Genomic DNA, 24,328 nt, shown 5'->3' with positions numbered 1-24,328 from the left:
TCTCGGCTCGGTCACGTCACAAGGATGCAGGCTGTGGGCTGAGGGGCGGGATCCCCCACGGGCCCGGTCACCCTTGTGCGGGAGTGAGACCACCCGCTCGGGTCCTCGGCCTTGGCGACCGTTCCGATCTGCGAGGCAAGTACCCACTCCCCCATCCAGACAACGGCTGGAGACAACCTGCAGGTAGCGCGGTGGGCCCGGGGGCTCCCTGCCGGAGACCGGTAGGCACTCGTTGCCCTGCTGCTGTCGGGTCCTCGCTGCCCTCGACAGTGGTGACTTCGCCGCACTCAGATTGCCCTGGGACCCAAGAATGGGAGTGCTACCGTCCTTTCCTCACTAACGCCCCTGACAGCGAAGAGACTTTGGTCCCGATCCATTCGGCCCGCTCTATTTCTCGAACCCTGGTGACACAGTCCCGGCCCGCGGCTGCGCTCCGCTCTCACGCGTTCCGGTGCAGTGTTCCAGCTGCCACAAGCCCTCACGGCACATGCATCGCGGCGGTGCCACCGGCCTGCTTTCAGGGTGGGGTGCGGGTCTCGCCTCCCCAAGCAGAGGTCTCCACATCGGACGGTCGCTTGACCTCGTGAACGGAGGGCCCAGCCCGAGGCCCGCGCCGTGCTGGTCGCACGTCGCGCGAACGCGGGCAGTCAGAAGGCTGCTGTTGCCGTCGCCTCTCCGCATCGGCACCGGCACCGGCACCGGCGGTGTAGTAGACGGTCGAGCCCTGCTTGACCCGCTCCGCACGGCTGCGGACCCATCAGACGCTCGGTGGTCGTGCGCACCAGGTTGACGTTCACGTTCGGCCCGGGTGCGCCTCGGCATGAGACTTGGCGATCTCCTGCGCCGTGGGCGGCTCGCTCTAGCCGGTCAGGTGCGTGTGGATGAGTTCGGTCAGCCCGGGCCCTTGTCCCCGCTCGCCTTGGCCGTCGTCTTTTTCGCTGCTGCCGCAGTCTTGCTGACCGGTGTCTTCTTTGCCGTGGTCTTCTCTGCGTCCGGCTTGGTTGTCGCTGCGGTCGGGGTCTTAATGGCCGTGGCCGTAGCTTTCTTCTTCGCCGCGGTCTCTTTCGCGGTGGCCTTCTTCGTGGCTGCGGTCGCGGTCTTCTGCGTACCGCGCCGGGGGTGAGGCACCGTGGGCGTGGTATTGCCGAGGGCTGCCCTCATGTCCTCAAGCAGGGCGTGGTCGGCCTCCAGGCCGGCGAGTTGGGCTTGCAGATCTTCGAGCTCGGCGCGGATGCGCTCCTGCTCGGCGGTGTTGTCGGCGAGGTCGGCGGCGACCTTGTCGGCGTATGCGCTCTTGAGGGTGGTGGTCTCCTGTGCGGGCATCTACGGGCTCCTCTGTTGCAGCGCTGGGGGCGGACTCTACTCACCTGTGGTGTGACATGTGTGAGCCCGGATCGTCAGCACCCGTTCGTGTGACGGGCAGCAGGTCGTTGCTGGAGGAGCTTCATGGCTGCAGCGGGGGTGTTTTGCGTGACTTCCGAGCAGCCATGTCGACACCTTTGACGGCAGCCGTCCAATAGGGGCCATTTGCAATGATATGCAGTTTATTGTGACGTATGCAGTCCTCCACCATTGGGCTGGCCGCCCGACTGCTGGGGCCAGCTGAGACACCGTGCGGCATTGGCCGTTGCTGGTCGGCATATCCACGCACCGCACAGAAGGCCAGGCGTCGCCTGGAGGTCGGTAGGTATGCCGCGGTCTGTGTGACGTCGACCGGTGCGCAGGTCAACCGCGTGTGATGCAGCGCCCGTCGACCACCGCCAGGTGGTTCACCGACCGTAAGGCGCGGCGACCTTCCAATCGGCCGTCCGGCCCATAGTGACCACAAGGAGTTCTTCCCTCATGCCGCTCACTCCCACCCGGCACCGCACCGCAGTCACCGTCCTCGCGACCGCTCTCCTCGTTCCGCTGTCTGCCTGCGGCAGCAACGGAGCCAAGAGCGTGGCCGGTGGGGCGAAGGCCGCGCCGCCCGTGTCCGCCGCTTCCAAGGCAAACCTCACTGTCCTCGCAGATGCCTCCCTCGCCGACGTGTTCAAAACGGTCGGTGCCGCGTACGAGAAGGACAATCCCGGGATCAAGATCATTTTTTCGTTCGCCGGTTCGCAGGAACTGGCCGCCCAGGTCAATCAGGGAGCGTCCATGGACGCGCTGGTGACGGCGGACACCCAAACGATGGGTGGCCTCAAGGGCGACACCGACACTCCGACGATCATTGCCACCGACCGGCTGGTCATCGCGACAGCCGAGGGCAACCCTGCGGAGGTCGAGAACCTCGACGACCTGGCCGACCCCGCTCTGAAAGTGGTTCTCGCCTCCCCCGACGTCCCCGCCGGCCGCTACAGCCTCCAGCTCCTCGATGCACAGAACATCGATGTGACGCCGGTATCCCTGGAGCCTGATGTCCGCGCCGTACTGAACAAGCTCGAACTCGGTGAAGCCGACGCCGGTCTCGTCTACAAGTCCGACGCAGAGACGGCGACGGCCGCGGTGGACGCCATCGAGATTGCTGACGTTCAGAACGCCATCACCAAGTACCCGGCAGCCGCCATCAAGGATGCCGAGAACGCATCAGCGGCAGCTGCCTTTGTGAAGTGGCTGCGCAGCCCCGCGGCACTGAAGATCCTCCAGGACGCGGGCTTTCAGAAGCCTTGAATTCTCCGGATCGCCGTATGAGGACAGGTGGGCGTGCGGTGGCCGGCGTGCCTGTCGGTCTTCGAGGAAAACGATGCATGGGACATCTCCGGTCGCCAGGACCAGCGGTCGAAGCGCCGATGAACGGGGCAACTCCGTTCTCCGACGCGGATCGCTACAGTCCTACGGGCGCCCCGCCACGTCTTTCCTCGTTGCCGCGCTGGCCAAGTGCTGTTCGTAGGCGGGGCCGGCGCGCAGGTGGCCACCGTCGGTCTGCGTCAGCCAGCGGGTTTGGATCAGTCGTCCGAATGCCTGGGTGACGGGCGTGCCCTCCTGCCAGCCCAGGAGCTGTGCCAGTTCCTCAGGGGTGGGCGGCCGGCCTTTGGACGCCTCGTACTGCGCGGTGCGGGAGCAGATCATCGGGCCCTTGCCGTGGACGACGCCCCACAGGCGTCGACGCAGCTTTGCGTGCGGGGGCAGTGTTGACCACCCTTGGCCGCGCACCTGGCTCGCGGAGAGAGTCGTCACGGCTCCAGGGTTCGGGGCGTCGGCGAATCTGTCTCGCGCGGTGGGAACGAAAGTCCGGCCCCCAGGAGTGTTTTCCGTCTGGTCCTGTGGTGGTGCTTGCGCGAGGCGGGGCCTGTGTCCGGCGATGCGAACGCTCAGCGGGGCGTGCAGTACCTCGGTGTCACCGTGGACCGTGATCAGACCGCTGTCGGACAGGTCCTGCACAGCTTTTACTGCCGTGCGCACGCCGATGGAGTCTCCGTTGGCCAGGGTAAGTCGTCCGATGTCGCGGTAGCTCACTTCCCGGTTCGCAGCGCACGCCCACGCCAGATAGGCAAAGGCCCGCAGTTCCAGCGGTGACATCCTGCTCACCTCGGTCGTTGTGACCGGTTCCTTCCGGGGTGCCACGGCTTCCTCGCTTCGCTGTAACCGCCGACGGGCGGGCAGGGGCGCCTTATCTTGCTTGCACAGACTGCCCGAAATGACCGTCGAAGTGCGGGAACGCAACAACGTGTGTGTCGTCAAAGCGCCGCCTGAAAGGCGTCACCCGCCACTCAGGGACGACCCCGTGACCAGCTCGACGAAGGATCTCCTCACCTGCTAGGCGTATACCTCCGTTCCCCACCCGGTTGAGGACGGAGCGAGTGAGCGGCGGGCATCACTGAGCGTCCTGGCCGCCTGAGTAGCAGCGCAGGCTTCAGTTGGTGAGTTGTGGGCCGGTGTGCGCGAATTCCGGTGACGGGTGGATTGGAGGGCGGCGAGTGCGGCTGGGGCGGACGCAGCAGCAGCTGCGACTGGCATACGTGAAGGCCCGGGCCCGTCAGGGCGTGCGGTGCGGTCCGTCGCATGCCCGGTTCCGAGACTGGATTGGCTGAACTGAGCCCGCGGATTCAAGGTGTCGCGTTCTACGGCTACAAGCGCGTGGCCTTCAGATTGCGGATTCTCACAACGAGAGGGGCGTGCTTGCGGCTACTGGCAGCCTGCGGGGTTCTGGCCTCTGCCCATGCTGCTCGCAGGGCCGTGAGGGGGCCGCTCGCGTGGACGATGAACGTCTGCATGCCTTCAGTCCCTCCCGTTGTCCGGTAGGCAATGTTCACTCGCCAACTGGGCGTGCTGTCGCTCATCGGTCTCTCTCGGCTCGTTCGGCGCTCGTTCGCCGCTCCGGGGACAGGGCCCTCTGTCCCCGGAGCGCCGCTTCTCGCATGGAGGCTGTGTCGTTGGCCCATGCTTCGATTCTGTCCTGGTCGATTGCCCAGCAGCATTCTCGGCGGTAGAGGCCCGGGTGTCGTCACCGGTGCCCGTGACGTGGTCGGGCATGCAGGTGACAGCACCTTCTGACCCCGTCGTGCGCTGACGGTGGACCAGCGGCAGGCGGGTGAGCCGATGGCCGCCATCGCGGCGGCGGGGGTGTCTTGTCCGCAGGTACGGCTGGGCGGGGCGAAGGGCCCGTGTCGTCGGGCTGCTGCTGAATGCGGTACGCGGCGGCATTCTCATCAGGCTGGCCGTCGGTCTACATGGCCTTGGCTTCGCTTTTGAGGATGCGGGCCGCCTTGCCGGCCGAGCGGGCCAGTTCGGGAAGCTTCTTCGCTCCGAGCAGCAGGATGACGACGATGAGGATGATCGCTATTTCGCTGATCCCGAACATCGGCGTGCTCCCCTTCCTATGGCACTTTTGTGGACTGCCAGCACGTGGCCCCGCCGAGGCAGCACCAAGGCGCGCAGGTTCAGCGGTCCGCCCATCCCCGGTGGCCTGGGGCCTCGGGTACGGGCCGGAAGTCGGCAGGCGCTGTCGGCGCGGGCGTTGCGGCCTGCGTACGGCAAGGATCGCGGGTGGCGGTCCGGGATGATGCCGTTCGGGTGGTCAGATGTTGACGCCGTAGTCGGTGGCGATGCCGGCGAGTCCGGAGGCGTAGCCCTGGCCGACGGCGCGGAATTTCCATTCGGCGCCGTGGCGGTAGAGCTCGCCGAAGACCATGGCGGTCTCGGTGGAGGCGTCTTCGGTGAGGTCGTAGCGGGCGAGTTCAGTGCCGCCGGCCTGGTTGACGACGCGGATGAAGGCGTTGCGGACCTGCCCGAAGCTCTGGCCACGGGCGTCGGCCTCGTGGATCGAGACAGGGAAGACGATCTTGTCGACGTCTGCCGGGACGCCCGCGAGGTTGACCTTCAGGGATTCGTCGTCGCCTTCTCCCTCGCCGGTGAGGTTGTCCCCAGTGTGTTCGACGGATCCGTCGGGGCTGTTCAGATTGTTGTAGAAGACGAAGTGCTGGTCGGAGATGACCTTGCCGCTGGTGCCAAGGAGGAGGGCGCTGGCGTCGAGGTCGAAATCGGCGCCGGTGGTGCTGCGGGCGTCCCAGCCGAGTCCCACGAGAACGGCGGTCAGGCCGGGCGCTTCCTTGCTGAGGGATACGTTGCCGCCTTTGCCGAGGGATACGCCCACGATGACTCCTGATACTGGTAGCGAGAACTGAACTAAAATCTACAGCACTGTAGAAATGATGGGGAAGGGCGGACGAGCTGATCAGTAGGCTGAGCCGCATGCGCACCGGCAGCGAAGGAGGACGACGTGACTGATGCAGACGGCGGAGTTCGGGGACGCCGGCGCGGGCAGGGCGAGTTGGAGGGCGAGGTGCTGTCCACCCTGCGCACCGCGCCAGGGCAGGCCTCGGCCGCGTGGGTCCAAGAGCAGCTCGGTGGCGGGCTTGCATACACCACGGTGATGACGATCCTGACCCGGCTGCTGGCGAAGGGGGCGGTGACGCGGGAACGGGCGGGACGTTCGTTCGTGTGGCTGGCTGCCTCGGACGAGGCGGGGCTTGCGGCGATGCGGATGCGGCGTGTTCTGGACGGGGAGGCGGACCGCGGGGCGGTGCTGGCCAGTTTCGTCACCGCGCTGTCGCCTGACGACGAGCGGGTGCTGCGGGAGCTGCTCGAGGAAGCCGGCGACGACGGAACGGACAGCTGAGCGCGTGGGCGTCTTCGTGTTCCTGCCGCTGCTGCTGCCGGTCACGGCCTGGCCGGTCGCGCGTCTGGCCGAGCAGCATCTGCACCCGCGCAACGCCACCCGCCTGCTGACCTGGGTCGGCGCGCTGCTGGCCGTGTGCAGCACCCTGTGTCTGGGGCTGATCATGGTGGTGGGGACGGCCCAGTTGCCGGGCAACCCGCTGCCCGACGCTGGTCGGACCCGGAAGTCCGCGCGGCGGTGCCCTACGACGAGGTGGCGGGACGGGTAGCCATCCCGGCTCTGATGGCGGTCGCCGCATCCTGCGCGGCGGCCGTGTGGCACCACGTCCGGGTGCGGCGCCGGGTACATGGCGCGCTCGCAGGGCTGCCGCCTGGACCGCTGGCGCTGCTGCCCGACACCCTTCCCTATGCCTACGCTCTGCCCGGCGCTCCGGGCAGGATTGTCGTGTCGACGGCGCTGTGGTCGTGTCTGAACGCCGAGGAGGGCGAAGCGCTGCTGGCTCACGAGCAGGTGCATCTGCGGGCGCGGCATCACCGCTACCTGCTGGTGGCCCAGCTGGCGGCCCGCGCTCATCCGCTGCTGCGTCCGCTGCGCCCGGCTGTGGCCTTCAGTGCGGAACGGTGGGCGGATGAAGAAGCTGCTGTGGTGGGGGGCAACCGGCGGCTGATGGCCCGTGCCGTGGGCAAGGCGGGCCTGATCGCCCGCGGTGCTCCGAGCGTGACGCTGGCGGGTCTGGCCGCCTGCGGGCACTGACCGCACACGGCAAACCGGCAGCCGTCACAGAGTTCGGCTGTACCACCTACCGCGGGCCGCCGATGTCGGCGGCCGGGGGGACTCCGTCATCGCGTGGGACGACCGAGCCCGTCCGGTGCGGTTCACCAACCCCGTCGCGCGTGACGAACAGGAACAAGCCGACTACCTGCGTGAACTCATCGACACCTTCGACGAGTCCGCCATCGACGCGGCCTTCGTCAATACCTTCGCCCGCTACGACCTCCCGCACGCAAGCGCCGACGACGACCGCGACTTCGACAAAGCGTCCTTCGGCGTGGTCAAGATCCTCGACGGCGGCCGCACCGGCACCGCGTACCCGAGCCTGCCGTGGGAGCCCAAAGCCGCCTTCCACACACTCGCGAAGTACGGCCGCAGCCGGACCCGCACAAACTCCGACCCCGATGCAGGAGGGTGAGGTCGGGTGGCTGCCGTCCGTGACGGCAGCCACCCGACTGCTTGATCGCAACCGAAGACAGGCTTTGGCTAGGCCGTGAGGCGGGCCAGCACCGAGCCCACCGCGCGGTGCACCGCCTCGCGCGCTTCGTCGGTCGCATCCAGCGTCTCGAACCCGTGACGCCCGCCCGGTACGTCGATGACCTCGACGTTCGCCCCGCAGCGCCCGGCCTCGGTCAGGAACTCCTCGACCGTCGCAGGGATCTCGGGCCCCGCCCGGACCAGCACCACCGGCAGTTCACCGGCGTGGGCGAGCACCCGGACCGGGTGGAAGCGGGTGTCGACCATTCCCCAGCTCGGCAGCGGCGACGGGATCGGGTAGTTCGCCGCCACGCAGCGCAGCCACGCTGGAGGCGCCGCCAGCCAGTCCGCGGTGAGCGGGCCCCCGCCCGAGAAGAACCATAGAGCGACCCGGCCCGCGTCCACCCGCGGATCGGCGCGCACCCGGTCCACCGCGTCGGCCAGGTCCGCGGCGGCCGTCTCGTAGTCGGTCACAGCATGCAGGCGGTGGTCCAGCGTCACGCCCACAACTTCCTGCCCGGCGACGTAGCGTGCGTATCCCGTTAGGGTCGGCCAGTCCCGGGGCGTGGGCCATGCCCCGGCGGGCACCGGGCCTCCGTGCACGAACACGACGGCCGGATGCGGCCCCGGGCCGTCCGGCAGGTACAGGTCGGTGTTCCCGGTCCGTTCGCGTGGCCGTTCGGGTACGTCGAGGAGGAATGGCCGCAGATGGGCGGGCGGGCGGTCGGCGTCGCCGGAGCTCAGCCTTCGGCCCCCGCCGGACGCGGCCTCGATCAGGACATCGGCCAGCGCGGCGGGCAGGACTGCATCGGCCAGTGCCCCGTCGGCAGTTCGAAGAAGGGCACCCGGGCGTCGGCCAAGGCCCGGAGGGCGGGATCACCCACATCCACCATCATCTGAAGCATCTCGATGCCCGGCCCGTTGCCGGTGCACAGCACCCCGGTCACGGGCACGGCGGCCACGGCGCCGGTGAGCCGCAGCGGCTGGAGCAGCGTGCCCAGCGGCTGCGGCACCGCGAGGGCAACGCCCCGGCCACCAGAATGAATACGGTCATGGTCCCTCCTCGTCACAATGTCCTCCGCGCACCGGCCCCATCGCCCGGCAGCGCTCGCCGGTACCGTAGGAACTCCCCCTGAGGGAGGTTCAAGTGCTCTCGACGCACGACGATCTGTGCACCATCGGTGAACTGGCCGAACACGCGGGCGTCAGCGTCAAGACCGTCCGCTACTACTCGGACCGCGGACTGCTGCCGGAGGCGTCCCGCAGTACCGGCGGACACCGCCGGTACGCCCCGGACGCCGCGGAGCGTCAGAGCCTGATCCGCTCCCTGCGCGGCCTCGACCTGCCGGTTCCCCACGTGCGCCGGATCCTCCACGAACAGGAGGCTGGAGGCGCGGCAGACGTGCTCGAGGACGCCGTCGCCGGCCGACTGATCAGCGCCTTCGACTGCCTCCAGGCCCGTCAGTGGCGTTTCAGACGCTGTTCTGGCAGGCAGAGTGTCGGGCATGGACATCTCGCCGTTCCTGCAGCGCAAACTCGCCCGCCGCTTCGCCACCTTCGACACCAACCGAGACGGCTATATCGACCGCACCGACTTCGTGTCGGCCTGCGACCGTCTCGCCGCCGCTTTCCAGCTCGCACCCGATGCCCTCGCGCTCAAGCGCATGCGGGAGCTGAGCGACGGCTTGTGGCAGCACTTGTCACAAGCCGCGGATGCCAACCTAGACGGGCGCATCAGCCTCGCCGAGTACCAGGCGGCGTTCGCCGCCGGGTTGCTGGTCACGCCCGCCTCCTTCGACGCCGGCTACGTGCCATTCCTCGATGCGCTCATGGACATCGCCGACCAGGACGGAGACGGGAAACTGACCCGGGATGAGCAGGTTCGCTGGTCCGGCGCCCTGATGGGGCTGCCTGAAGCGGACGCTCGCGAGGTCTTCGGCCGCCTCGACCGGGACGCCGACGGGCTGATCAGCCGGGACGACATGCTCCAGGCAATCCGTGAGTTCTACTTCAACGAGGAGCCCACCTCCACCGGCGTGTGGTTGCTGGGACCACTGGACCCCGCCTAACGAGAAAACCTGTCGCCCCAACGACCGGACGGAGCCCAGGACGGCCATCCACGTCTGCTCGAGCCGGCCGTACGGGGTGACCGACCACCCGCAGCCCACGGCGCCCAAGTGGTTTGAGTCCTGAAGGGGCGCGTTCGGAGTCGCTCTCTACCTGTGGACCCTCGGGACTGTCGGTCGTGTCGAGGGCTGAGCAGCGTGTCGAGGACGGAGCTGCTGAAGACCCAGGGCGAGCGAGCCGAATCCCGCGCATCCACTGCTTCCCGCCCTCACCGCCCCGCTCGCCCACTGCACCGCGACGATGCCGGTCGGCGGCAGCTGGGCCAGCAAACACGCCCGCGTCCTCGCCGACGCGGCCACGTCCAGGACGGTGCGGTCCTGGCCGGAGAGGCAGGCTGGCCGCACCTCGGCGGGGGGTGGGCGTGGTCCCTGGCCGTAGAGACGATGTCCTTCCGGAACACTGATGGAGGTGTGCCCCAGCAGTTCGCGCTTGGCTCCCTGAGGGCGAATCCGATGATTGCGAGGGCGCGCCACCGGACCGCTCGGCCTCGACACATCACTCGACCGCCCGCATCCGGAGGAAGGGCCGTTGCGTTGACAGGGGGCCAGCCCCTGCTAGAGGGTTGTCACACTATGCACGCACCCAGTTCCAATGTGTTACACAGCCTAGTCTCAGGCTTGGGCCGTTTCCGCTTTATCCCGCCCGATGCAGCGCACTACGACACGGATGTAGCCGCTGCTGCCGCTCTGCTGAACACGCCGCCCGAGAACATCCTCGAGCTGGTCGATCACGGCATGCCCTGTCGGTACCAGCCGGGTATCGGTCCGCTGTTCGACCTGGCGGATGTGATGAATGCGGGAAACAACAGCCGCTCGGGCAGAACGGCGCCGGAGCTCACCGCCATGTTCCTCATGCGCTTCTCCGCCGGCCCCAGGCGCGGGTGGCTCGACGCCAAGAAGTGGCTGGTGACGGTCAGGGCGCCGGACGACCGGCCGGGCCGGTATCGGTTGAGCAACGTGGACCCGACCGGCCCCGGGATCGCGTCTCTCACCCCTGAGAGCGTCGGCTGGGCAGTCGTCGGCTCCGGGACGGGCACCCGGTGCTATCAGACCGCGGTCCAACTGACCGGCACATGCGACCGGGTGCGTGACGCACGTGCCGAAGACGTCTACCAGCAGATGCTCGACGATCTGCACGGGGGCAGAGTCACCTATCAGGTCGTCAGCGAGGCTCTGCGGCTCGATCACCACCGGGCATGGGAACTCGGCATGGCCGACTGCATGGTGGTGAGCCGGGTGATCGCCGACCGGCTCCGCGACCTCGGGCTGACCGCTCGTGCCCGGCGGGGACTCCTGCTCGGCCCAGTCGGAAGCGAGCACGCTTGGTGCGAGATATGGGAAGACGGCCGCTGGAAGACCGTCGATGTGGGGTTCGCCTACAACCCCACCGGACGGCCCTGGACGCACCGGCCAGCGGCGACGGACGAATTCGTGGCTGCTTGCTTCGGCAGCCGGTTCAACCGGCTTCTGCCGTGCGCGGCCCGGGACGCGGCTTCCCTGATCCTTGACCGGCTGGAGGGCCGGCCCCGCGCAATGAACTGCCTCATCAGCGCCACCGCCTGGAATGGAACAGCATGACCACTCGCGACGACTTCACCCGGGCGCGCATCCTTGTCAAGGACTGCCTCGACCTTCCCGCTCTCGCAGACTCCATCGGTGACCAGGACGTCCTCGTAGGGGCCGGTGTGAACTCCGGGGAGCTCATCAGAGTGGTGCAGCGGTGCGAGGAAACCCTCGGCCGGCCGCTGGACGATGACGAGCTGACCGGCATCGATTCGATCGCGGCCGTTGCCGCCCTGCTGAGCAAGAAAAGGGCCGGCTGACCGTGTGGCTCCAACAGCTTCTGCACCGCAAGACGACCCGCTCGCCGCAGGCTTTGGCCCTGCGCGACCAGCGGCGGGACGTGACCTGGGCACGCCTCGGGCAGGACGCGCGAGCCTTGGCCGACGCCATCGGCGACCACGTCGCGCCAGGCGGCCGCGTCGTCCTGCTGACGGCCAACAGGGTGGAGTTGATCGAGGCACTGTTCGCCTGCGCCCTCACCGGCACGATCGCCGTGCCCGTCAATCCGGTCCTCGTCGACCGGGAGGTGGAATACATCCTTGACCGAGTCGGCGCCCAGTACGCGATCGCCGACCAAGCCGGTCGCAGCCGTCTGGCCTCCATGCGACCGGCCCTGGTGACCATGCCGATCGAAGAGGTTGCCGCCCAACCGCTGCCGACCGGGCGAATTAGCGGGCTCGACGGCCACACGGGCAGCGCGCTGACAGACCCCCTCGTCATCCTCCATACCTCGGCAACCACGGGACTGCCCAAGGGCGCTGTCTGCGATCAGCGATACCTCCAGTTCCAGGCACTGTCCTGGCTGGCCGAGGTACGACCGGATGCTGGTGCGGTGTTCCTCAACGCGGGGCCGCTCTCCCACGGCAGCATGGTGATCGCACTGAACTACCTCGCCGCCGACGGCACGCTGTGCGTGCTCGACCAGTTCTCGCCGCACACCTTCCTCGACGCCGTCCCAAGGTGGCAGGCAGAGCACACCTTCCTGGTCCCGGCCATGCTGAAGCTGCTCTTGGAAAGCCGACGGCTGACCGGATCCGACCTGTCATCCTTGCGTCTGATCCTGCACGGTGGCGCGCCCTGCCCCAAGGACCTGGCCGACCGTGCAACGGCGGTGCTCGGCATCCCGCTGCACACGATCTTCGGCATCACCGAAGCGAGCGGCCCGGCGCTCTCTTGCCGGCCCGACGACCAGCCCGGCGCTGCCGCCCTGCCTGGAGCGACGTGTGCCGGCCTTCCCATGCCGGGCTTCACGGCTCGCATCGCCAACCAGGACGGAACCGACGCCTCCCCCCATACGGTCGGCACCCTTCACCTTCGCTGCGACGGGCTGATGCGGGGCTACTGGAACGATCCGGAAGCCACCGCCCGAGCGCTGGCGAACGGCTGGCTCAACACAGGTGACCTCGGCTACCGGGACGAGTACGACTACGTGTGGCTGGTCGACCGGCGCAGCGACCTCATCCTGCGCGGCGGCCAGAACGTCTACCCCGCCGAGATCGAGCACGTCCTCAGGCCCCTGCCGTGGGTGGCCGAGGTCGCCGTCGTCGCCGCCCCCTCACCCCACTGGGGCCAGACTCCAGTGGCCTTCATCGAGCCGCTCCCGGGAGCCGCATTCGACGAGCGGCAGCTCATCAGTACCTGTGTACGAGAACTGGCCGGGTACAAGCGGCCGAGCCGCTTCGTCCGGGTTGACGCGATGCCGCGCAGCAACCAGGGAAAGCTGCTGCGCCGTGCGCTACGGGAGCAGGCGGCAAACGTCGAACTCGGCGGCGAATCCTCATGACCGCTGGCGCTGGGACCGTTCGCTTCGAAGAGGCGGCGCGGGTGACGGTGGTTCCGTATGCCGGCGGTCGCATCGCTCTGTGTACAACGACGATCGCGGCACCGGAAGGGCTGGGAGCCCGGGCTCGTGACCGGCGACATGCCGAGCACGCGGCGGGACAGCACGCGCTCATCACGAGCCTCGCCGCTCTGGGCGTACACACCGGGCCACCGGGCCGGCGGCCAGACGGCTCCCCCCGGCCACCGGCCGACACTCTGGTATCCATCAGCCACCGCTTCCCCTATGCCGTGGCCGCTGCGTGGAAGGCACATGACGGGCCTGCCCGGCACTGCCGGATCCTCGGCGTAGGCGTGGACATAGAACACGAGGGGACCATCCCGGAGAACGCCATGCACCTGGTGTGCTCACCCGTCGAACGCCCCGGATTGTGTGCCACCCCCGGATGGGCCGACCCCACACGCGTCTTCAGCGGCAAGGAAGCAGCCTACAAAGCCGACCCCCAACGGCGGTCCCACCGCTTCGCCCCCCGCCGCCTGCACTTGAACCCTCTCGGCCCGCGACTCGCCCTGGCTCAGTCGGCGACCGGCCCCGCGGACGCCACCTCAGTAGTCGCCTCACGTCAAGTCGGCAGCTACTGGATCTCTCTGTGCATCACTCTCACCACAGCACGCCCCAGCCGCCTCTACTGGTAACGCCAGGCGACGACCTCCTCGACACGTACGCGGACAACGACAGCACCCGGCTTGGCGTGCGCCATGACCGCCACCCTGGCACGGTCGGCACCGAGGTACCGCGTTCCCAGAACCTGCAGCGAACTGCGCACCGCCACCGGGTCGCTGTCCACTGTGGCCCTCCCCCGCAGCATCACGTACCTGAACGGCGGCCGTTCATCATCCACACAGACGGCAACCCGCGAGTCACGCAGCATGGCCTTCGCCTTAACCGTGCTCATGTCCGTACTGAAGACCACGTCTCCGCCCTCAAGCGTGAAGCAGACGGGGGTGACATGAGGACTGCCGTCCGCCCGCTTCGTAGCCAGCTTGGCCGTCCGCGTCCCCTCCAGAACGAACGCCCTCCACTCGTCCTCCTCCATACGCACAGCGCTCATGGACCGCCCCTCTCCTCAGAGTCAACCAGCCCGGCGGGGGTACAAACGATCCCTGTCGACCGGCGGTAACGGCCCAACTCCACCCGGCTCCGCGCTCGCGGGGCGCCCGGCCAGCCACCATCTCCGACGCTCACCACGAACCACTTTCCCTGGGCCCTCGCGCGACGACCAGCTCCGGACCGCCTGCGGGGCGGCAGCTACTCGCTCAGGTGAAGACCGTGGGATCGGAGAGTTGGTCTGACCTGCCCCACGAGGCGGGTCGGCCCGTCGGCCGGCGGATCAGTCACCGGGTGCCGCTGATCGACGCGGCTGTCCGGCCCGGGGGCGGGGGCCATGCGGCGCGTGAGGTGGCCGAGGGCGAGCAGGGTGAAGACATCGGCGAGAGCGGGGACGGTGAAACGGAATGGGCGGGGTCCGATCGAGTCCGGGACGCTTGCCATCGATCCGTCGGGGCGTTGCTGGGTCAGCAGGTAGACAACAGGGATGGTGGATCAGGACGATGAGGGCGGGCTGCTCCTGGCCGCGTACACACCAGAAGGCATCGCCGCGGACGGCACGATCAGCAGCATCGTCCTCATTCACCCACCGGAACAGCCCGACAAGGGCGACGGACGGGCAGGCGCTCGGGGCGGCTGCCCATTGGTTGCAATCTGGATTGCAGGTCACGGTCGCCTGGCGATGTGACCTTCGACCGCGACGGCCGTTGAGTAGATCATGACGAAACGAAGCATCCTCGCCACTGCCGTTCTCACTGTCGGCACGGCCGTTCTCTCCGTTGCACCGGCGCAGGCAGGCATCGTCGATGGCACCCTCAACAACGCCAACGTCCTCGACCATGTCTCGGCGCTGAACTCGAACATCAACAGCGATTCGCAAACCACCGAGAACAACAACGCCAACACCCGCTCCGACGGCATGCTGAACAACGCCATCGGCCAGCATCTGTAAGGCGCTCACCCAGACTGCCACCGTCCGATCGCGCGGGTGGGCGGCTGTCGTTGCGTGCTGCCGGGCAGGGATCGGAGGGAGTTGGCCGTGGTGGGGACTGAGCAGATTCAGCGGGTCGCGGGGGGTGTGCCGTGGCTAGGCCACGTGACCCGGCTGCTGCGTGATCCCCTCGCCTTTCTCACGTCCCAGCGGGGAGGGCCGGCGGTGGTGACGATGCGGCTCGCGGGGCGTTCGGTGTATCTGGTCAACGGCGCGGAGGCCGCCCATCAGGTGCTGGTGTCGTCGGTGTTCGACAAGGGTGGTCCGTTCATGGACACGGCGCGGGTCTTGGTCGGCAACGGTGTAATCACGTGCAGCAACGCCGATCACCAGCGTCAGCAGCCGGTGATGCGGCCTGCGTTTCACCGTGACCAGGTGGCCCGGTATGCCCCGTTGATGGGTGACTGCGTCGCGCAGGCGGTCGGCGGGTGGCGTGAGGGCGAACGGCTCGATGTGGAAGCGAGCATGTATGGGCTTGCGGCCCGGGTGGTGTCGCGCACCCTAATCGCGGCCCCGGCCGGCCGCAGAGCAGCGGACACCATGGCGGCAGCCCTGCCGGTTCTGCTGGAGGGCATGTTCCGCCAGATGCTGGTGCCCTGGCCGCAACTCCACCGCCTCCCCCTGCCGGCCAACCGCCGCTTCCATCAGGCACAGGCCCGCCTGGAGCTGGCGGTGCGCCAAGTGATCACGCAATACCGGGCCGGCGAGGCGCCGGGGGACGACCTGCTGTCCCTGGTGATGGCCACTGCCGACGCCGACGGCCGCCCGCTTGACGACACGGAGGTACGCGATCAGATTCTGTCGGTGTTGGCCGCAGGCGTGGAGACCACCGCCTCCCTGCTCGCCTGGGCCCTGCACGCTCTGGCCAACCTGCCGGACGTGGAGAGCCGACTATGGGCCGAGCTGGACCGCGAGCTCGCCGGACGTGCTCCCACCTACGCCGACATCCCGCGTCTGCCCTACACCCGGCAGGTCCTCATCGAGGTTCTGCGGCTGTGGCCGCCCACGTGGATGCTCAGCCGCGTCACCCAGAAGCAAACGGTGCTCGCCGGTTTCACCGTGCCCGCGGGCGCGGATGTGATCGTCTCCCCCTACGTCCTGCACCGCGACCCGGGCGTCTTCCCCGAGCCCGAACGTCTCGACCCGGACCGGTGGCTGCCCGAACGCGTCACCCCCGCCCAGCGCCAGGCGTTCACGGCTTTCGGCGGCGGGCGCCGCAAGTGCCTGGGCGAGCACTACGGCATGACGGAGGCCGTCCTCGCCCTCGCCACGATCAGCAGCCGCTGGCAACTACGCAAGGCGAGTACCGCGCCCCTGCGGCCCCTGCCCCGTTTCCTCCTTACCCCCGAGGCCGGCCCTCTGGTCCTGACCAGCCGGACGGCCCCGGCCAGCGGACGCCGGCGCGGCGCGGGGCAGGACCGATGAAGATGACCCCCGGCCACGCCTCTCTTCCGCACCCGGCCTCCGATGGCGGCACACCGAGGCTGCCCCAGTACCCCTTCTTCCAGATGCCGGTCTTTGCGCGGTTCACTCCCGCCCGGCGCCGCCCCGACATCGAAGCTTTGGAACAGCGCTGCGTGGCCCGGCTGTCCGGACTCCTGCGCGACGCCTTCGACAGACAGGAGGAGCTGGCCACCTTCTTGGAGCACCGCACCAGCCTGTGGAGCCTGCTCACCTACGCCAGTGCTCGCGCCGACCGCATCGAGTTACTCTGCGCCTGGATCGACGTCCTGTTCAGCATCGACGACGTCTTCGCACAGGCACCGCCCGCGCGGATCCGGCAGTTGGGCATCCACGAACTGCCTGCCGTCATCGACGGCAGATCGCCCGCCGCGGACACCGCCTTCACTCAGGCCTTTCGGCAGCTGCGAGACCAGACCCTGCCCCTCGCACCCGAACGGGTCTGGCAACGCTACGCGCGCACCCTGCATGAGTTTCTCCATGCCTGCCACGCCGAACGTGGCCTCGTCCAGAACCTCGCGGCACTGGACCTGCCCACCTACGAGAAGTACCGCAACAGCTCGATCGGGGAGTGCTGCTTTCCCCTCCTGGAAGTCGGCCTCGGTATCGACCTGAGCGATCGTCTGCAGGAGCTGTCCGAACTGCGGCGCCTCAACATGCTGGTGGCACGCCACTGGATCGGTGTCAACGACGTCTTCTCCTACCGCAAGGAGCTCTACGGCGGCGACACTATGAACGAGATCCAACTCGCGCTCGCCGAGAACGGCGGCGACCTCCAAGCGGCCGTCGACCGCGTCGCCGCGACCGTCCACCGCGTCGAAACCGAATTCGACCACCTCACCACCAAGCTGCGGGCCGGCCTGACCGGCCGGGACAGCGGTTTCCTCGCCTACCTGGACGCGCTGGAGGCGATGATCGCCGGAAACCTCGAGTGGTCTTACCTCACCGCCCGCTACAACGGTCGCGGCCACTCCTGGAACGGCCTGACCAACACCACGGTCATCCTCACCCCCAGCCGCACTCTGTACCTGCCCCATGAGCACGCTCCCGTGCCAGACACGGGCGACGCACCCACCCCCGGCCAACCGTGAGGTGGCGAAATGGACGGTCCGGGATGACGCGTTCGGCGTCTACAGCGCTTCGGGATGGACACCTACTACCCGCCGGGCCCTTTCGAGTGGATCACCCAAAGTCCCCGGTACTGCGGCCAACAGCACACGTTAAGCAAGGCGCCTCACTCCACGAGAACGGGAGAATCCAATGCGGGTCCGCTCGATCGTCACCGCCCTGCTCCTAGCCGGCGCGGCCGTCATCCTCTTGCCCGTCGCCAGCGCCGCAGCCGCCAGCCCGACAACCGCTTCCTGCCGGGAAGGTGCCATGTTCGCCGACTACCAATCGGGTGGGTTTTGGACCTGCTCCCAGGGCCAATACGTCTACCGGCAGTGCGGCCCCGGCACCCATGCGGTCCAGATTGCTCTCGACCACGTCATCTGCAACTACGCCTGACGGGTGTGATCGTGCGGGGCCGGGTGGTCAGTAGGCGGCCAGGGAGATGGCGATGTAGTGCGCGGTGAAATCCGCCACGGTCAGCGCGTGGAAGACCTCGTGGAAGCCGAACCAGCGAGGTGAGGGGTCGGGCCGCTAGAGGGCATAGACGACCGCGACCGCGCTAAACAGGAGACCGCCAGCCACGATCAGGGCGAGTACGGCTGCCGGTGTGCAGGAAGTCGGGCAGGTAGCGTACCGGTGCCCACCCCAGGGCCAGGTAACACGGGGTATACAGCCAGCGCGGAGCTCCGACCCAGAGGACCCGGAACGGGATGTCGACCAACGCGCCCGCTCACACGATCCACAGCAGCACGGACCGCTGGTCCGGCGCGACTTCAACAGGCAGTCCGCGAGCGCGACGCCGTCCAAGCACCCCCCTGGGCCCTGCCGCTACCAGCGGCTGGGGCCCGCCCGCTTCCCGGCCGGCTACTGTAATCGGCCGCTGTGTAGCTCAGGCGCTCGACGGCGACCTCACGGCGCAGGTAGATGGTGAACCGCTGCCACAGAGCTCCCGCATGGTTGTTCCACAGCACCACCAAGACACCCCACTACTCCACCACCCTCGGAGCGCTACGAGGTGCCCGGGCGGACTGGCGTGCTCAGCAGGAACGCCGGGAGAAGGGCCTGCCCGACCACGACCAGGACGACGACGCCGCCGAGGACACCACCCTCGTGATCGCGCACTGGGAGTACGCCGGGCAAGGCCACACGCCGGGCGAATCCTGGCTCGCCGCTTCCATCGCCCAAGACCTCAAGCAAAACCGCGATACCGCCCGCGAAGCCCTCGCGAGCCTCCAAGACGACGACGGGGAGTGGTGACCGTGGAACGACTGCTGACAGTGGACCAGGTCGCCGAACTACTCGGCACCTCCGTCCGCTTCCCTCGGCGATTGATCGAGGAGCGTCAGGGTCGCCCTTGACGAACTCGACTCGGCCCGCTACGAAGCATCCGTCCTGGATCATTGACCGTCGTGATCATTGACCACAAGAACTATCGAACAGGCTCACTGCGGACGACAGCGCTCGCCAGTTCACGAGCAGAGGACGGAACCTGAAGGCCGGGGAAATGACCAGTCCGCCGTCCTCGCTGAAACCACTCTTCGAACTCTCGGCTCACCTGCTTGGACGTCAGCAACAGAACCACTGCCATCGAACGGGGCCTACCCCCTTCCAGGGTAGTCACCTTGAACCACCCGGCTACGTCTAGGGCCAGCCTCTCCTTCGGCCAAATCCCACCGCCGTTAGGAACTCGGTGAACGATCCATATTTCATGATCTGCAGGCAGGTCAAGGACTCTGCCGCCGACCTCGATCTCAGCATCGAAGGTCTCACCCTCGATCGGGCTGGTGAGCCACGCTCGACTCTCTTGCCCCGGCCCGGCAGCGTGAGCTTCTCTTCTGATTCGCCGCCGTTGCGGATAGGACAGCAACCGGGCCAAGACCTGTTGTCCGTGACGAGTGCACGCGACAAAGACGGACACAAGGACGGTACTCAACGCACCGCCCAACGCCGCCAGCAGTAAATTGATCACCTTTACAGGGCGCGCACGGGTGGATTGTCGCTGCACGCCTCCCCCCTTGCCAAGGAGACTAGACTCCGGCGGCGTCTCTGACAGCTACCTTGCCGTTCCGCGCCTTTGTGTGGCTCGATGATCGAAACGAAGCCTCCCAACGCGCAACCTCAGCCCCCCTTCTCAGCTCCCATCCCGTCCGCCGTCGACCCACACACCGTGGAGCGGGCGTGGTTCAGGGCGTCAAGGTGGAGCGCGCCACTGTACGAACGACCTTGACGCCCTGGGCCGCGTCTGCTCGGCTCTGCCTGGGTCGACGGCGGACGGGATGGGAGCTCCCCGCGCACGCCACTACTCCGCCGGCACTCGCGAACGGCGCCCCCTGACTTGGCCGTGCGGGAAGTTTTCATCCGCTGCGTGGCCGGGACCCGCGTCCGGGGGCCGCCGGCTGCGGGAGTGAACTCGCGTCCAACCGGCAAGCCGCCCGCCGGTTGCTCCGGCGTCCTCTTCTGGGTGACGGTCGGCGAGGGCCTATCGATGACACCAGCCACCGCCACCACACCCCCAACTCACACCGGCGTACCGGTTCAGACGCAGTAGTCGTTCTCTCAAGGGACAGTTCCCTGAAGGCGAAGGCGAAGCGTGGACGACAGCGGTGACCGAGCGGGGGCAGCAATGGAGCGGAGCTGCGGGGACGCGGTGGAGGACGGGTCGGGGGCAGCGGATCGGGATGCACCCGGGGGCGTGTGGGACGTCGTGGTGGTGGGCGCGGGGGCATCGGCCGCGCACGCCGCCGCCTGCACGGGCCGTCGGGTGCTTCTGTTGGAGAAGGCGCGGTTGCCGCGCTACAAGACGTGTGGTGGCGGCATCATCGGCCCCTCGCTGGACGCGCTGCCGAACGGCTTTCAAGTGCCGGTGCGTGACCGCGTCCACGCAGTCACCTTCTGCTTGAACGGCAGACTGAGCCGTACCCGCCGCTCCAAGCGGATGCTCTTCGCACTCGTCGACCGGCCCGAGTTCGATGCCGCCCTGGTCGAGGCCGCCCGGGAGGCCGGCGCGGTGGTGCGCACAGGCGTGGCGTTCTCCCGAATCGATCAGGAAGGTCCGGAAACAGTGGCCGTCGTTCTCTGCGACGGTCAGACGCTGTCGGCTCGCGCGGTCGTTGGAGCCGACGGCAGCGCGGGGCGCACCGGGGTGCACGTGGGGGTGACGCTCGCGCAGGTCGACTTCGGGATGGAGGCCGAGATCCCGGTGCCCCCTGCGGTGGCGGAGGGTTGGGCCCAGCGGGTGTTGATCGACTGGGGGCCGGTGCCGGGAAGTTACGGCTGGGTGTTCCCCAAGGGGCACACTCTCAGTGTGGGGGTGATCGCGGCCCGCGGCGACGGGGCGGCCACCAGGCGGTATCTGAAGGAGTTCATCGACCGCCTTGGACTGGCGGGCTTCGAGCCCGATGTCGTCTCTGGCCACCTGACGCGCTGCCGCTCGGCTGATTCTCCGCTCTCGCGTGGCCGGGTGGTCGTGTGCGGGGACGCGGCGGGCCTGTTGGAGCCGTGGACTCGTGAAGGGATCTCCCTCGCGCTGCGTTCGGGGCGCCTGGCGGGAGAGTGGGCGGTCCGCATCGCCGACGCTCGGGACGCGGCCGTCGCCAGACAGCGCGGGTTTGACTACGACCTCGCCATCGAGGCCGGGCTTGGAGCGGAGATGCGCGTCGGGCACCGGCTGCGCAGGCTGTGTGAGCGCCATCCTGGGCTGGTGCATGTCGCGCTGGCGGGTTTCCGTCCGGCGTGGCACACGTTCGCGCAGTTCACTCGGGGGACGGTGACGCTTGCGCAGATCGTGGGGAGGAGTCCGCTCGCGCGGTTCCTGCTGTTCGCGATGGGCCGCTTGTGACAGGCGCTGTGGGGTGGCTCCGGTCGGGGACCTGCGGCCCGAGTGCGGGTGTGGGCTGCAAGTGGAAGATACGCAGGTCGCGGCCGCTGCGGTCGCCGTAGCTGCGGTAGCCGCGGTACTGGGCGACGCTGGCTCGCCAGATCTGCTCGCGTTCTGCGCCGTCCACCAGGCGGGCGGTGACCTGGAGGCACTGTCCGTCGGTGACGACGGTGACGACGGTGGCGTTCGGGTGTTTGAGGAGGTTGGTGCTCCAGGCTGGGTGGCGGGTCAAACCGAAGTTGGAGGCGATGACCGCGAAGCCTCCCTCGTGCGGTACGTGGAAAAGCGGGACGTCTCTGGGCTGACCCGAGCGGGCGCCGGTCGTGGTGAGCAGCAGGGAGGGCAGCCCCAGCGCTCGTCCCAGGCTCATGCGCCCGGTGGTCCCTCGTTGCAAGGCTTTGTCCGCTGGCACGATCGCAGCTCGCGTCACCAGGCCGGTGAGACGGCTGGGGCCGATCCGGTTGGCGATCCGCAGCATCGGGCGGCGGCGGGTGGGCAGGGCGGCATAGTCCCGGCGCGACGGTCCCGTCAACATGGTCAGTCGGCGCCAGAGCCCGGGGGCCAGGGCGTAGGCGCGGTACAGCAGCGGGAGGCTGCGGGGAATGTCGACCACGGCTTGTCTGCGTGTGATGCCGCGCAGGACGGCCTGGGCGACCTGGTCGGGTGTGGTGAGGGGGAGGATGTCCGCCAGGCGGGGCATCCGGTGGGATGCGACGTGCTTGCCGAAGAATTCGGTGCCGGCCACGGCGCCGGGGCGCACGAGCAGGACGTGGATGGGTGAGTCGGCCAGCTCAGCGGCGAGGACGTGGGTGTAGGCGTTGACCGCGGCTTTCATGGCGGTGTAGGCGGCGGATGGCCCTTTGAAAAACATGACACCCGCGGCCGAGCCGATCGTGACGATGTGCCCGCGGCCGGCAGTCTGCATCACCGGCAGCACCGTTTGGATGCCGTGGACCACGGCATCCAAGCCCGTGCGCATCGTGCGCTCGGTGCTCTCGGGGCTCGTATCGGTCACATCACGCCACTCGACGAAGGCGGCGTTGTTCACCAGGACGTCCAGCCGGCCCTCGTCGCGGTGGATTTTACGGATGCACGCTTCGTACGCGGTTCGGTCGCTCACGTCGATGTGATGAAACGTCACCCTGTTCGCCATAGGACCGGGCAGGGAGCCGGCGGCGGTGTTCAGGTGTTCGCGGGAGTGATCGGCCACGTGCACCCGGGCACCCCGGGCCGCCACAGCACGGGCGATGGCCCAGCCGATGCCCTGAGCGCCACCGGTCACCAGGCACACCTGCCCTGCCAGGGCGTCGCGGGCGGCGGCCCTGTGTTTCCTCACCCTGTTCGCCATCCTTTCAAAAATCCCGTGCGGAGTGTGAACGCGCTCATGCCGACCGTGGCCGTGCTGGCCGCCCAGCACAGTCCCATGGCCAGGTAGGACCAGGGCGTGGTGTGGAGGCTCGCCGCGCTGACGGCGGACTGCATCGCACCGTAGGTGGGCAGGAAGCGCAGAACGGGGCTGTCGGCGGCCGGGTTGCCGATCGGGTTTTGGAGGCCGACATCGATGAAGCTGACCATGATGACGAGGAACATCCCCGCGAGTTCACTGCGCAGTACGGCCGCGAGCATGATGCCGACTCCCCCGTAGATCAGTGCGCCGGTGAACAATGCGGCAGCCAGCAGATCCAGCCGTACGGGCTGCCAGAAGAACTGGACCCACCCGGTGGCGTAGAGCGCGGCGGCGGCACCGCTGAGGACCAGCGCCGTGTACTTGGCCAGTACCAGGCACCTGCGCGGGTAGCCGGCCATCACCAGGCGGTGATCGAAGTCGGCGGACCGGGTGGCGGCGAGGAACATCATGAAGCCGACGATCAGCGCGAGCGCGTGGAACGCCCCCGTGAGCTGGGCGAGGACATTGCCGTCGACGGTGACCGTTCGGTGGGCCGCGCGCAGGAAGAAGGGGACGGGAGTCTCGGCGAAGACGCCGAAAGCCAGCGAGAGCCACAAGGGTACGAAGAAGACGATCAGTACCAGCGCGAGGTGGTTGCGCAGCTGCTCCAGGAGCGCGAAGCGTACTGCCGTGCCGAAGCACAGCCATCCCCGCCTCATACGCCACCGGCATGGGCTTCGGCGCGCGCCGCCTGCTTTAGCATCCCGCCCTCTAATTGGTACACGGCATCCAGACGCTTGGTGTCGTATGCCAGATGGGACACCACCAGCACGGACCGGCCGCGGTCGCGCAACGCCGCAGCCAGGTCCCAAAAGCGCAGGTACGTCTCCCAGTCGAAGCCCTGGTACGGCTCGTCCAGCAGGAGCACTCCAGGGTCGTGCATCAGCGCCAGCGTCAAGTTCAGTTTCTGCCTGGTACCGCCGCTGAGCGTTCCCAGGCGTGCCTGGCGGTACGGGGCGAAGTGCAGCAGTTCCAGCAACTGCGAGGCCCGGCCGAGATCGTCCAGACCGTAGGCGACCTGGAAGTAGCGCAGATGCTGATCGACGGTGAGGGCTCCATGCAGGACGCTGTTCTGGGGGCAGTAGCCCACCTTCGCAAGACATTCGACCGTTCCGCTGTCCTGGGCCAGCTCGTTGGCGAGGATGCGCAGCAGCGTGCTCTTGCCGGAACCGTTCTCCCCCACGATCCCGGTCAAAGTGCCCGCGTGCAGTTCAAGACTCGCCCCGCGCAGTACAGGACGCCGCCGGTAGCTTTTGTGCACATCGCGCACCCGCAGGACCAGATCGCCCTTGCTCATCTCCCGCCACCCTTCACCGAGCTGTACCGGCGCTTAACGAACGGCAACCAACGCCGTTACCCCAGCTGCTTCGGTTTCGTTGCACAAGCGCCCGCCGCGAGCCGAGCCGCACCGGGACCGGAAGGTGAAGACGCGAAGGGGAAACGGCCGACCGATGACTGCTCCGACAACGTCCTCTGCGGTCCCACAGCCTGCAGCGGACAGGACCGCAGGTCGTGCCG

Annotated in this window: 22 protein-coding genes and 6 pseudogenes; 18 read left to right on the top strand and 10 right to left on the bottom strand. The window is 68.2% G+C overall.

Annotated features, from left to right (window positions below):
• Positions 1-891: 891 nt before the first annotated feature.
• Complete coding sequence (locus OHA05_RS37100; protein ID WP_328863122.1) at positions 892-1,323, bottom strand: hypothetical protein; 432 nt, start codon at positions 1,321-1,323, stop codon at positions 892-894.
• Between the two features lie 519 nt (positions 1,324-1,842).
• Between OHA05_RS37100 and modA the strand changes: the two genes are divergently transcribed.
• Positions 1,843-2,652, top strand: coding sequence for a molybdate ABC transporter substrate-binding protein (gene modA, locus OHA05_RS37095; RefSeq protein WP_328863121.1), 810 nt, complete (start codon positions 1,843-1,845; stop codon positions 2,650-2,652).
• Between the two features lie 162 nt (positions 2,653-2,814).
• On the opposite strand, the gene OHA05_RS37090 is transcribed toward modA, so the two are convergent.
• The 3 genes from OHA05_RS37090 to OHA05_RS37080 form a co-directional block, all read right to left on the bottom strand.
• Positions 2,815-3,501 carry a hypothetical protein gene (locus tag OHA05_RS37090; protein ID WP_328863120.1) on the bottom strand — a complete coding sequence of 229 codons (687 nt, stop codon included), beginning with the start codon at positions 3,499-3,501 and terminating at the stop codon, positions 2,815-2,817.
• A gap of 1,147 nt (positions 3,502-4,648) precedes the next feature.
• The gene (tatA, locus tag OHA05_RS37085; protein ID WP_443043819.1) at positions 4,649-4,783 is read right to left on the bottom strand and encodes a twin-arginine translocase TatA/TatE family subunit; all 135 of its coding nucleotides are present in this window, start codon (positions 4,781-4,783) and stop codon (positions 4,649-4,651) included.
• A gap of 216 nt (positions 4,784-4,999) precedes the next feature.
• Positions 5,000-5,575, bottom strand: coding sequence for a TerD family protein (locus OHA05_RS37080; protein ID WP_327686581.1), 576 nt, complete (start codon positions 5,573-5,575; stop codon positions 5,000-5,002).
• Positions 5,576-5,701: 126 nt separating this feature from the next.
• On the opposite strand from OHA05_RS37080, the gene OHA05_RS37075 reads away from it, so the two are divergent.
• From OHA05_RS37075 to OHA05_RS37065, 3 genes and pseudogenes are all read left to right on the top strand, one after another.
• Positions 5,702-6,100, top strand: coding sequence for a BlaI/MecI/CopY family transcriptional regulator (locus OHA05_RS37075; RefSeq protein ID WP_328863119.1), 399 nt, complete (start codon positions 5,702-5,704; stop codon positions 6,098-6,100).
• A gap of 4 nt (positions 6,101-6,104) precedes the next feature.
• Positions 6,105-6,847, top strand: a pseudogene (locus OHA05_RS37070) (M56 family metallopeptidase); the annotation flags it as partial.
• Positions 6,848-6,968: 121 nt separating this feature from the next.
• Positions 6,969-7,289: a hypothetical protein gene (locus OHA05_RS37065; RefSeq protein ID WP_328863118.1), complete on the top strand. Its 321-nt coding sequence runs from the start codon at positions 6,969-6,971 to the stop codon at positions 7,287-7,289.
• Between the two features lie 68 nt (positions 7,290-7,357).
• On the opposite strand, the pseudogene OHA05_RS37060 reads toward OHA05_RS37065, so the two are convergent.
• Positions 7,358-8,370: pseudogene (locus OHA05_RS37060) on the bottom strand (dienelactone hydrolase family protein); the annotation flags it as partial.
• Positions 8,371-8,495: 125 nt separating this feature from the next.
• On the opposite strand from OHA05_RS37060, the pseudogene OHA05_RS37055 reads away from it, so the two are divergent.
• From OHA05_RS37055 to OHA05_RS38340, 6 genes and pseudogenes are all read left to right on the top strand, one after another.
• Positions 8,496-8,819, top strand: a pseudogene (locus OHA05_RS37055) (MerR family transcriptional regulator); the annotation flags it as partial.
• A gap of 34 nt (positions 8,820-8,853) precedes the next feature.
• On the top strand, positions 8,854-9,417 hold the full coding sequence (locus tag OHA05_RS37050; RefSeq protein WP_328863117.1) for an EF-hand domain-containing protein: 564 nt from the start codon (positions 8,854-8,856) through the stop codon (positions 9,415-9,417).
• Between the two features lie 630 nt (positions 9,418-10,047).
• Positions 10,048-11,052 (top strand): transglutaminase domain-containing protein, encoded by a 1,005-nt coding sequence (locus OHA05_RS37045; RefSeq protein WP_328863116.1) that lies wholly within the window; start codon positions 10,048-10,050, stop codon positions 11,050-11,052.
• The gene (locus OHA05_RS37040; protein ID WP_328863115.1) at positions 11,049-11,297 is read left to right on the top strand and encodes a phosphopantetheine-binding protein; all 249 of its coding nucleotides are present in this window, start codon (positions 11,049-11,051) and stop codon (positions 11,295-11,297) included. Before OHA05_RS37045 ends, OHA05_RS37040 begins: the two co-directional genes overlap by 4 nt.
• Positions 11,298-11,299: 2 nt before the next feature.
• Positions 11,300-12,820, top strand: coding sequence for a class I adenylate-forming enzyme family protein (locus OHA05_RS37035; RefSeq protein ID WP_328863114.1), 1,521 nt, complete (start codon positions 11,300-11,302; stop codon positions 12,818-12,820).
• The gene (locus OHA05_RS38340; RefSeq protein ID WP_423247572.1) at positions 12,817-13,512 is read left to right on the top strand and encodes a 4'-phosphopantetheinyl transferase superfamily protein; all 696 of its coding nucleotides are present in this window, start codon (positions 12,817-12,819) and stop codon (positions 13,510-13,512) included. The genes OHA05_RS37035 and OHA05_RS38340 overlap by 4 nt, the downstream gene beginning before the upstream one ends.
• Here OHA05_RS38340 and OHA05_RS37030 read toward each other — a convergent pair.
• Positions 13,503-13,928 carry a PPOX class F420-dependent oxidoreductase gene (locus OHA05_RS37030; RefSeq protein ID WP_328863113.1) on the bottom strand — a complete coding sequence of 142 codons (426 nt, stop codon included), beginning with the start codon at positions 13,926-13,928 and terminating at the stop codon, positions 13,503-13,505. The two genes, OHA05_RS38340 and OHA05_RS37030, sit on opposite strands and share 10 nt — an antisense overlap.
• A 483-nt stretch (positions 13,929-14,411) precedes the next feature.
• On the opposite strand from OHA05_RS37030, the gene OHA05_RS37025 reads away from it, so the two are divergent.
• From OHA05_RS37025 to OHA05_RS37005, 5 genes are all read left to right on the top strand, one after another.
• Entirely contained in the window at positions 14,412-14,612 is a 201-nt protein-coding gene (locus tag OHA05_RS37025) for a hypothetical protein (protein ID WP_328863112.1), read from the top strand.
• A 30-nt stretch (positions 14,613-14,642) separates the two neighbouring features.
• A complete protein-coding gene (locus OHA05_RS37020; RefSeq protein WP_328863111.1) occupies positions 14,643-14,876 on the top strand; it encodes a hypothetical protein in 234 nt (77 codons plus the stop codon).
• 87 nt (positions 14,877-14,963) lie between these two features.
• Positions 14,964-16,340: a cytochrome P450 gene (locus OHA05_RS37015; RefSeq protein ID WP_328863110.1), complete on the top strand. Its 1,377-nt coding sequence runs from the start codon at positions 14,964-14,966 to the stop codon at positions 16,338-16,340.
• Entirely contained in the window at positions 16,337-17,467 is a 1,131-nt protein-coding gene (locus OHA05_RS37010) for a terpene synthase family protein (protein ID WP_328863109.1), read from the top strand. Before OHA05_RS37015 ends, OHA05_RS37010 begins: the two co-directional genes overlap by 4 nt.
• A 169-nt stretch (positions 17,468-17,636) precedes the next feature.
• Positions 17,637-17,882 carry a hypothetical protein gene (locus OHA05_RS37005; RefSeq protein ID WP_328863108.1) on the top strand — a complete coding sequence of 82 codons (246 nt, stop codon included), beginning with the start codon at positions 17,637-17,639 and terminating at the stop codon, positions 17,880-17,882.
• A gap of 27 nt (positions 17,883-17,909) precedes the next feature.
• Here the strand turns inward: OHA05_RS37005 and OHA05_RS37000 are convergent.
• Positions 17,910-18,246: pseudogene (locus tag OHA05_RS37000) on the bottom strand (hemolysin III family protein); the annotation flags it as partial.
• 203 nt (positions 18,247-18,449) lie between these two features.
• On the opposite strand from OHA05_RS37000, the pseudogene OHA05_RS36995 reads away from it, so the two are divergent.
• The 3 genes and pseudogenes from OHA05_RS36995 to OHA05_RS36985 form a co-directional block, all read left to right on the top strand.
• Positions 18,450-18,743: pseudogene (locus OHA05_RS36995) on the top strand (replication initiator); the annotation flags it as partial.
• Positions 18,737-18,832, top strand: a pseudogene (locus OHA05_RS36990) (DNA-binding protein); the annotation flags it as partial. The pseudogenes OHA05_RS36995 and OHA05_RS36990, both read left to right, overlap by 7 nt.
• A gap of 1,277 nt (positions 18,833-20,109) precedes the next feature.
• Entirely contained in the window at positions 20,110-21,324 is a 1,215-nt protein-coding gene (locus OHA05_RS36985) for a geranylgeranyl reductase family protein (protein WP_328863536.1), read from the top strand.
• Here OHA05_RS36985 and OHA05_RS36980 read toward each other — a convergent pair.
• The 3 genes from OHA05_RS36980 to OHA05_RS36970 are packed head-to-tail and all read right to left on the bottom strand — an operon-like array spanning position 21,239 to position 24,107.
• Entirely contained in the window at positions 21,239-22,780 is a 1,542-nt protein-coding gene (locus OHA05_RS36980; RefSeq protein ID WP_328863107.1) for an SDR family NAD(P)-dependent oxidoreductase, read from the bottom strand. The genes OHA05_RS36985 and OHA05_RS36980 overlap by 86 nt on opposite strands.
• Positions 22,696-23,469: an ABC transporter permease gene (locus OHA05_RS36975; RefSeq protein ID WP_328863106.1), complete on the bottom strand. Its 774-nt coding sequence runs from the start codon at positions 23,467-23,469 to the stop codon at positions 22,696-22,698. Before OHA05_RS36975 ends, OHA05_RS36980 begins: the two co-directional genes overlap by 85 nt.
• Positions 23,466-24,107 carry an ABC transporter ATP-binding protein gene (locus OHA05_RS36970; protein WP_328863105.1) on the bottom strand — a complete coding sequence of 214 codons (642 nt, stop codon included), beginning with the start codon at positions 24,105-24,107 and terminating at the stop codon, positions 23,466-23,468. The genes OHA05_RS36975 and OHA05_RS36970 overlap by 4 nt, the downstream gene beginning before the upstream one ends.
• Between the last annotated feature and the right edge of the window lie 221 nt (positions 24,108-24,328).

Source organism: Streptomyces sp. NBC_00306 (assembly GCF_036169555.1).
Classification (GTDB): Bacteria; Actinomycetota; Actinomycetes; order Streptomycetales; family Streptomycetaceae; genus Streptomyces; species Streptomyces achmelvichensis.
The sequence above is the reverse complement of the archived record's forward strand: the minus strand, read 5'-3'. Positions and strand labels throughout refer to the sequence as shown.

Excerpts from the sequence above, each read along its gene's own strand:
- OHA05_RS37020 (WP_328863111.1), top strand. The coding sequence starts at position 14,643 with ATGACGAAACGAAGCATCCTCGCCACTGCCGTTCTCACTGTCGGCACG.
- OHA05_RS37100 (WP_328863122.1), bottom strand. The coding sequence starts at position 1,323 with ATGCCCGCACAGGAGACCACCACCCTCAAGAGCGCATACGCCGACAAG.
- OHA05_RS37030 (WP_328863113.1), bottom strand. The coding sequence starts at position 13,928 with ATGAGCGCTGTGCGTATGGAGGAGGACGAGTGGAGGGCGTTCGTTCTG.
- OHA05_RS37010 (WP_328863109.1), top strand. The coding sequence starts at position 16,337 with ATGAAGATGACCCCCGGCCACGCCTCTCTTCCGCACCCGGCCTCCGAT.
- OHA05_RS37050 (WP_328863117.1), top strand. The coding sequence starts at position 8,854 with ATGGACATCTCGCCGTTCCTGCAGCGCAAACTCGCCCGCCGCTTCGCC.
- OHA05_RS37090 (WP_328863120.1), bottom strand. The coding sequence starts at position 3,501 with ATGTCACCGCTGGAACTGCGGGCCTTTGCCTATCTGGCGTGGGCGTGC.
- OHA05_RS37005 (WP_328863108.1), top strand. The coding sequence starts at position 17,637 with ATGCGGGTCCGCTCGATCGTCACCGCCCTGCTCCTAGCCGGCGCGGCC.
- OHA05_RS38340 (WP_423247572.1), top strand. The coding sequence starts at position 12,817 with ATGACCGCTGGCGCTGGGACCGTTCGCTTCGAAGAGGCGGCGCGGGTG.
- tatA (WP_443043819.1), bottom strand. The coding sequence starts at position 4,783 with ATGTTCGGGATCAGCGAAATAGCGATCATCCTCATCGTCGTCATCCTG.
- OHA05_RS37025 (WP_328863112.1), top strand. The coding sequence starts at position 14,412 with ATGGTGGATCAGGACGATGAGGGCGGGCTGCTCCTGGCCGCGTACACA.
- OHA05_RS36975 (WP_328863106.1), bottom strand. The coding sequence starts at position 23,469 with ATGAGGCGGGGATGGCTGTGCTTCGGCACGGCAGTACGCTTCGCGCTC.
- OHA05_RS36970 (WP_328863105.1), bottom strand. The coding sequence starts at position 24,107 with ATGAGCAAGGGCGATCTGGTCCTGCGGGTGCGCGATGTGCACAAAAGC.
- OHA05_RS37040 (WP_328863115.1), top strand. The coding sequence starts at position 11,049 with ATGACCACTCGCGACGACTTCACCCGGGCGCGCATCCTTGTCAAGGAC.
- OHA05_RS36985 (WP_328863536.1), top strand. The coding sequence starts at position 20,110 with ATGGAGCGGAGCTGCGGGGACGCGGTGGAGGACGGGTCGGGGGCAGCG.
- modA (WP_328863121.1), top strand. The coding sequence starts at position 1,843 with ATGCCGCTCACTCCCACCCGGCACCGCACCGCAGTCACCGTCCTCGCG.
- OHA05_RS37045 (WP_328863116.1), top strand. The coding sequence starts at position 10,048 with ATGCACGCACCCAGTTCCAATGTGTTACACAGCCTAGTCTCAGGCTTG.